Here is a 7,427-nt window from a genome sequence, read left to right as displayed (position 1 = left end):
CAGTATTTATCTAAGTTTGCAGCACTTTCTACACACACTTTTTGTCCTATAACTCGATATGCATCCGTTGTGCTTCATCGAATTCATCGGTAATTTCTTTAGAAGGTGGATTATCCAAAAGGCTTACCACATAAATGGCGATGAGGGAGAACAAGAAGCCCGGCACGATTTCATAGATACCGAACCACTCGAACTGTTTCCAAATAAGTACAGTCAAGCCACCAACCACGATGCCGGCGACACAACCTTTTAAGGTCATGCGACGCCAGAAGAGGGAGAGCAAAATGGCAGGGCCGAAAGCGGCACCGAAGCCGGCCCACGCATAGGCGACCATGGTTAAAATGTAGCTGTTCGGATCGAGGGCAAGCCACAAGGCAATGGCGGAAATAACAAGTACCGTAATACGGCTGATAAGTACTAATTCCTGATCGCTGGTGCGGTGACCGACGATGTTTTTATACAAGTCCTGTGAAACGGAAGAGGCCGTTACCAATAACTGCCCGGAAGCAGTACTCATGATGGCTGCCAGTACGGCGGACCATACGAGACCGGCCACAAATGGCGGGAAGAGTTCTTCGTTCATTACGAGGAATACTTTTTCCACATCAGCGCCGGCAAGTGGTGTGCTGAGGAATACTTTACCTACAAGACCAACCATTACAGCTGCAATGAGGGAAATAACAACCCATACCATGGCAATATTGGTGGCTTTTTTCAGTTCACGGGCATCGGAGATGGCCATGAAACGAACCAAGATGTGCGGTTGACCAAAATAGCCAAGCCCCCAAGCGACAGATGAGATGATACCGATGACTAAGGTATAGGTGTCGGCTTCAGGCCCCCAAATGGAAAGACCTTGCGGAAATTCTGTAGCGATTAAATGAGCTGTATTAATCGGACCGTTTAACGTGAAGGCTGCGGCGATTGGAATGAGTAAGATGGCAAAGAACATCATGGTGCCCTGAATAAAATCGGTCCAACTTACGGCTAAGAACCCGCCGAGGAAGGTATAGAAGATTACTACGCCCGCCGTAATGAGGAGGGATACGGTATAATCAAGTCCGAAAATCGTCGTAAAGAGTTTGCCCCCCGCAACGAAGCCTGATGAGGTGTAAATCAGGAAGAATATAATGATGAAAATAGCGGACACGATAGGTAAGATTTTAGTCGTATCGCGGAAGCGGTTTTTTAAGTAATCCGGAATGGTTAAACTGTTATTGGCTACTTCCGTATGGTTGCGCAGGCGCTTCGATACGAAGGCCCAGTTCAGCCAGGTACCGCCGGCAAGGCCGATGGCAATCCAGATGGCGGAAATCCCGGTGCTGTAGGCAAAACCGGGTAAGCCCATGAGCATCCAACCGCTCATATCGGAAGCCTCCGCACTCATGGAAGTTATCCAAGGGCCCAGCTTTCGGCCGCCCAGAATATAATCACTCAGATTACGTGACTTGCGATAATAATAAATGCCAATGTACATCATAACACCTAGATAGATGGCAAAGGCGAGAATAATGGAGAATTGATCGTGCATACTTGGATGCACCCCCCTTTCATAATAAATATATTCTTATATTTTAGCATAAAAATACAGTTTCTACTATATTAAATAATTGAGTGGTAGGTGTGTTTTTTGTCAAAAAATGTTAAAATAATATGATGTGATAATTCCCGAAAGAAAGGATGTGAACGGACATGGCACATAAAGCAGCGGAGGCAGCATTAGCCCATTATTTCGGCTATACGTCGTTTCGACCGGCTCAAGAAGTGCCGGTAGCTTCGCTACTGGCCAATAAAGATGTGCTCGCCATCATGCCTACCGGTGCGGGGAAGTCGATTTGTTTTCAGATTCCCGCCATATTAAAACGAGGCTTGACCATTGTTTTTTCACCGTTAATATCCTTGATGCAAGACCAGGTAGACGGCTTGCGCATGCAAAAAATTCCCGCAGCTTATTTGAACAGTACCCAAGATAAGGATGAGTCCGTTAACGTTATGCGGGCCTTGCGCGCGGGCCGGGTTAAAATATTATACTTGGCGCCGGAACGATTGGCTTCGGAATGGTTTATTAACTTTCTCAAGGGACTGCCCATTGATCAGGTCATTATCGATGAAGCCCACTGTGTATCGCAATGGGGGCATGACTTCAGACCTTCTTATCAGCTCATAGCACCGTTCATTGAACAACTGCCGCGGCGGCCGGTAATCGGGGCCTTTACAGCCAGTGCCACGCGCGAAGTAGAAGCGGATATGAAGCGACTCTTGGGCCTAACGAATGCCACGGTGCATGTGACCGGTTTTGACCGACCGAATCTATCCTTTGAAGTAGTGCAACCGCAGAATAAATTGCAATATGTGCTGCAGTTTGTGGCGGACCATGATGCGGCAAACGGTATCATTTACTGCGCCACCCGTAAAGATGTAGAAACGGTGTACGGTGAATTGGCTAAACGAGGTGTGGAAGTCGGTTATTACCATGCAGGCCTCAGTGATGAAATCCGTAAGATGCAGCAGGAACGCTATGCTTACGATAAGGTGCGCGTCATGGTGGCTACCAGTGCGTTCGGCATGGGGATTGATAAGAGTAATGTGCGTTATGTACTGCATTACCAGATGCCCCGCAACATGGAAAGTTACTACCAGGAAGCGGGGCGTGCGGGCCGTGATGGGGCACCGTCAAAATGTGTGCTCCTCTATAGCGGCCGCGATGTGATGATACACAAGTATTTAATTAATGAATCGGTGCACGAACCGGAGCGGCGCCGCATTGAAATGAGCAAATTGCAGCAGATGATTAACTATTGTTTTACGACGGATTGTTTGCGTAAGTATATGCTTAACTACTTTGGTGAAACGGTGAACTGGACGCGCTGCGACAATTGCGGCTCTTGCTTACACAAAGGCGCGCTGCGCGATTTGACAAAGGAAGCAAAAGCGATTTTTAAAGCCGTCATCGATACGGAAGAGCGGTATGGAGCCGCTATGATTACGGACATTGTAGCCGGTAATCGGACGGATCGCATTGTTCGTTACGGCTATGACAGACTGCCCGTGTTCGGCCGCTTGGAAGATATGGATGACCGTGAAATAAAAGGCCTTATCCGTCAATTTACGTCGCTTGGCTATCTCGATTGTGCCACCGGGAAATATCCGATTTTAAGCATTACGCCGGCCGGCGAAGCAGTGCTTGACGGCAGTGCCAAGGTGACCGAAGTACGCCGTCAGCTAGTAAAAGTACGGCCTGACGGACCGCGTCAAAGGGCGGGGGCCGCGCACTTTGACGGCACCGGCAACAGCATGACCATGAAACGGCGGGCCTCGAATAAGCCTAATTTATTTGAAGCCTTACGCCAGCATCGCAAGACGCTGAGCGAACAGCTGAAAGTGCCGCCGTATTTGATTTTTCCCGACACGGTACTCATCGACATGGCGTCCATGAGACCGCAAACATTGGCGGATTTATATAAGATTAAAGGCATCGGCGAGGCGAAACTACAACGCTTCGGGCTGTCCTTTTTAAAAGTAATCAGTACATTCAGTGATTAAAGGAGACTATCATGAGTTCAGCAGATACTCAATACTTAGCGATTGTGGAACGCATTTTGAAGGATGGTTATTATGCCAATAACCGTACCGGCGTTCCTACGTATAAATTGCCGCACCAAATGATGCAATTCGATTTGAGCAAAGAATTCCCTATTTTGACGACTAAATTTGTGGCGTTCAAAACAGCTGTGAAAGAACTCTTGTGGATTTGGCAGAAGCAGAGCAATGATGTGAAAGAACTGCAAGCTATGGGCGTTCACGTATGGGATGAATGGATGCGTGAAGATGGCACTATCGGCAAAGCGTACGGCTATCAGTTGGCCAAATACAAGCAGGTGGATAATTTGCTCCGCATGATTAAGGAAGATCCGCAGAGCCGCCGCATGATTGTAACTTTGTGGAACATTGAAGATTTACCGGATATGGCGTTGCAACCTTGTGCTTATGAAACTTTGTGGGATGTGGAAGGTGACCATTTGAACTGTATGCTCGTACAGCGTAGCGGCGACATGGGCCTCGGCGTGCCGTTTAATATGACCCAATATGCCACCCTCGTCTACATGATTGCTCACGTAAGCGGTTTGAAACCGGGGCAATTTACCCATATTATCAACAACGCTCACATTTATGAAAATCATGTGGAAGCATTGAAGACACAACTCGCTCGCTTAGACGAAGCTAAACCGGCACCGTCTTTATGGATTAATGATAAGGTACAAAACTTTTATGACTTCACGGCTGATGATGTGAAGCTGGAAGGGTATGAGCATTTAGGAAAATTGCCGATGGAGGTGGCCGTATAATGTTAGCGATGATCGTGGCACGGGCGAAGCATAATGTGATTGGCAAAGACAATCAGCTTATTTGGCATTTGCCGAAAGATTTGCAGTATTTTAAAAAACTGACTACCGGTCATGTTATCATCATGGGCCGTAAGACCTTGGAATCGTTGCCGTTTTTACTCCCCAATCGTGAACATTGGGTAGTGACGCGTCAAACTGACTATGTACCGCCTTATGAAGGGGTGCGCGTATTTACATCACCGGAAGCGGCCGCGGCGGAAGCGGCTAAGCTCGATGTAGCCTATTGCATCGGCGGGGCGCAAATGTATGAATCCTTTATGCCTTATGCTGATGTTCTCTATGTTACGGAAATCGAGCATGAGTTTGAAGGGGATGCATATTTTCCGACTATTGATTTGAATGCCTTTGAAGTGGTAGAATCAATTCCCGGTGAAGTGGACGAGAAAAATCCATGGCCATTTAGTTTTGTAACGTATCGTCGAAAGGAGTAGTTCATGTTGGAAAAAATGTCCCAATATATTGCGGCCGAATTAGGAGTTAATCCTTGGCAGGTAAAGGTGGCCGTTGAATTATTGGATGAAGGGAACACGGTTCCTTTTATCGCCCGTTATCGTAAGGAAAAAACGGGGGAATTAAAAGATGAGCAACTTCGTGAAATCGAAGAACGCATTAAATATTTGCGCAATTTGGAACAGCGCCGTGAAGAAATTGTCCGTTCCATTACGGAGCAGGAAAAAATGACGCCTGAATTGGCCACGGCTATCGAAGGGGCTATGAAGCTCCAGGAATTGGAAGATTTATATTTGCCCTATCGCCCTAAGAAGCGTACCCGTGCCTCCATTGCTCGTGAACGTGGGTTAGAGTCGTTGGCACAATTAATGCTGGCTGATACTACCGAGGATACGACGAGCACGATTGAAAGCTTAACGGCTCCGTTCATAACGGAAGAAGTGCCTGACAGCGAGGCAGCCTTGCAAGGCGCTATGGACATTGTGGCGGAAGACGTAAGTGACCGTGCCGATTTTCGTGCGTATTTGCGTGATGCCATCTGGCGCCAAGGCAAAGTTAAAACCGTCATGGTAGGGGATGAAGAAACAGCGGAAACCGACGAAGTGCGTCAAGTGTTCTTGAAATATGCCGACTATGAAGAGCCGATTCATCAGTTGCCATCCCATCGTATTTTGGCTATTAATCGCGGTGAAAAATTAGGCGCTCTTAAAGTAACTTTGACCGCACCTGATGAAAAATATATCGAATACATGGTAAAGGCTATGCCGGAAACGGGCGTAGCGGCTTTAAAAGAATATAAAGCCATAGCGGTGGCCGATGCGTATAAACGCCTTATCTTCCCGGCCATGGAGCGCGAAATTCGCAAGACGTTGACGGAAAATGCCGATGAACAGGCTATTAAGGTATTCGGGACCAACCTTCGCAATCTCTTATTACAGCCACCGTTGGCGGGCCATGTAATTATGGGCCTCGATCCGGGCTATCGCATGGGTTGTAAAATGGCTGTTATTGATGCGCAAGGGAATGTGCTCGACCAAGGCATTTATCATTTGACATCCGGTGAGCGCGGTAAGGAAGCGGCTAAGAAAGATATGGCGGCCTGCATTCGTAAATGGAAAGTTACTTTGTTATCCATCGGTAACGGTACGGCTTCTTATGAAACAGAACAATTTGTTTCCCAATTGATTGAAGAAGAACAATTGGACTGCCACTATATCATTACCAATGAAGCGGGGGCTTCCGTTTATTCTGCTTCTAAATTGGCAATCGAAGAATTACCGGATCTTGATGTATCCATTCGTGGCGCCGTGTCCATTGCTCGTCGTGTACAGGATCCGTTGGCAGAATCTGTTAAAATCGACCCGAAATCCATCGGGGTCGGTCAGTACCAGCATGATGTTAATCAGAAGCAATTGAGTGAAACTTTGGACCAAGTGGTGGAAACGGTAGTAAACCATGTGGGGGTTGAACTCAATACGGCATCGCCGGCCATTTTGGAACATGTGGCAGGGATTTCCGGCGCCGTAGCTAACAACATCGTAACTTATCGTAAAGATAACGGTGTTTTTCACAATCGCAAAGAATTGTTAAAAGTTAAACGCTTGGGACCGGCGGCCTTTACGCAATGTGCCGGGTTCTTACGCATTAAGGACAGCGACAATCCGCTCGATAATACGCCGGTTCATCCGGAATCCTATGAGTTGGCGGAAACAATCATTAAGAATTTGGGTTACAACTTAGCGGACTTAAACGATAAAGTGAAACTGGCTGATTTCCATACGAAGCTGGCCTTGGTTGATGCGGAAACAGTTGCCAAAGAATTGGATGCCGGCGTGCCGACGGTGCGCGACATTTTGGACGCTTTGGCAAAACCGGGCCGCGACCCACGTGAAGATTTGCCGGCGCCAATGACGCGTAAACACATCATGAGCTTGGAAGATGTAAAGGTGGGAACCGTTGTAAAGGGGACGGTGCACAATGTGGTAGATTTCGGCGCCTTCGTTGACTTCGGTTTAAAAGTTAACGGTCTCTTGCATCGCAGCGAATTCTGTCGCCGTGACCAACATCCGTCCGATGTCTTGGCTGTAGGCGATATCATTGAAGCGGAAATTATTTCCGTTGAGCCGAAACGCAATCGTATTGGTCTCTCTATGAAGGCGTTACGTGATAAAGAAAAAGCCGCGGCTGCCGTAGCGGCCGGTGATGATTCACAGCAGAATAATCGCAATCGCGATAATCGTGGTAATCGCCGCGATAATCAAGGCGGTGAAAATCGCAATCGCAATAATCGTCGTGACGGACGCAATCAGGACCGTAATGCGGCTAATAACCGTGATGGTCGTCAAGGAGAGCGCCATAACCGCCGTAATGATGACCGGCGCAATCGCAACGATAATCGAGGCGGGCGCAACAACCAAAATCGTCAAAAACGCCATGAACCGGCGCCGTTTGAAAATAACAATATAACAATCGTATATAGTAAGAAAAAATAGGATAGTTTTTCATAAAGATAACCAAAGGTTCATAGTATAATCAAATGCGACAAATAAATAAGACACAATATTGTTCCTG

Annotated in this window: 5 protein-coding genes; 4 read left to right on the top strand and 1 reads right to left on the bottom strand. The window is 47.3% G+C overall.

The window, feature by feature from the left end:
* Nucleotides 1-46: 46 nt before the first annotated feature.
* Nucleotides 47-1,531 (bottom strand): sodium/proline symporter PutP, encoded by a 1,485-nt coding sequence (putP, locus tag MXE28_RS11020; RefSeq protein ID WP_021840750.1) that lies wholly within the window; start codon nucleotides 1,529-1,531, stop codon nucleotides 47-49.
* A 161-nt stretch (nucleotides 1,532-1,692) separates the two neighbouring features.
* On the opposite strand from putP, the gene recQ reads away from it, so the two are divergent.
* The 4 genes from recQ to MXE28_RS11000 are packed head-to-tail and all read left to right on the top strand — an operon-like array spanning nucleotide 1,693 to nucleotide 7,348.
* Nucleotides 1,693-3,543, top strand: a complete 1,851-nt coding sequence (gene recQ / locus MXE28_RS11015) for a DNA helicase RecQ (RefSeq protein ID WP_226974579.1) — start codon at nucleotides 1,693-1,695, stop codon at nucleotides 3,541-3,543.
* 11 nt (nucleotides 3,544-3,554) lie between these two features.
* Nucleotides 3,555-4,346, top strand: a complete 792-nt coding sequence (locus tag MXE28_RS11010; RefSeq protein ID WP_021840752.1) for a thymidylate synthase — start codon at nucleotides 3,555-3,557, stop codon at nucleotides 4,344-4,346.
* Nucleotides 4,346-4,837 (top strand): dihydrofolate reductase, encoded by a 492-nt coding sequence (locus MXE28_RS11005; RefSeq protein WP_021840753.1) that lies wholly within the window; start codon nucleotides 4,346-4,348, stop codon nucleotides 4,835-4,837. The genes MXE28_RS11010 and MXE28_RS11005 overlap by 1 nt, the downstream gene beginning before the upstream one ends.
* A gap of 3 nt (nucleotides 4,838-4,840) precedes the next feature.
* Entirely contained in the window at nucleotides 4,841-7,348 is a 2,508-nt protein-coding gene (locus tag MXE28_RS11000; protein WP_021840754.1) for a Tex family protein, read from the top strand.
* Nucleotides 7,349-7,427: the final 79 nt, after the last annotated feature.

This window comes from Veillonella sp. KGMB01456 (genome assembly GCF_023051165.1).
Taxonomy (GTDB): Bacteria; Bacillota; Negativicutes; order Veillonellales; family Veillonellaceae; genus Veillonella_A.
The sequence above is the reverse complement of the archived record's forward strand: the minus strand, read 5'-3'. Positions and strand labels throughout refer to the sequence as shown.

Excerpts from the sequence above, each read along its gene's own strand:
- putP (WP_021840750.1), bottom strand. The coding sequence starts at position 1,531 with ATGCACGATCAATTCTCCATTATTCTCGCCTTTGCCATCTATCTAGGT.
- recQ (WP_226974579.1), top strand. The coding sequence starts at position 1,693 with ATGGCACATAAAGCAGCGGAGGCAGCATTAGCCCATTATTTCGGCTAT.
- MXE28_RS11010 (WP_021840752.1), top strand. The coding sequence starts at position 3,555 with ATGAGTTCAGCAGATACTCAATACTTAGCGATTGTGGAACGCATTTTG.
- MXE28_RS11005 (WP_021840753.1), top strand. The coding sequence starts at position 4,346 with ATGTTAGCGATGATCGTGGCACGGGCGAAGCATAATGTGATTGGCAAA.
- MXE28_RS11000 (WP_021840754.1), top strand. The coding sequence starts at position 4,841 with ATGTTGGAAAAAATGTCCCAATATATTGCGGCCGAATTAGGAGTTAAT.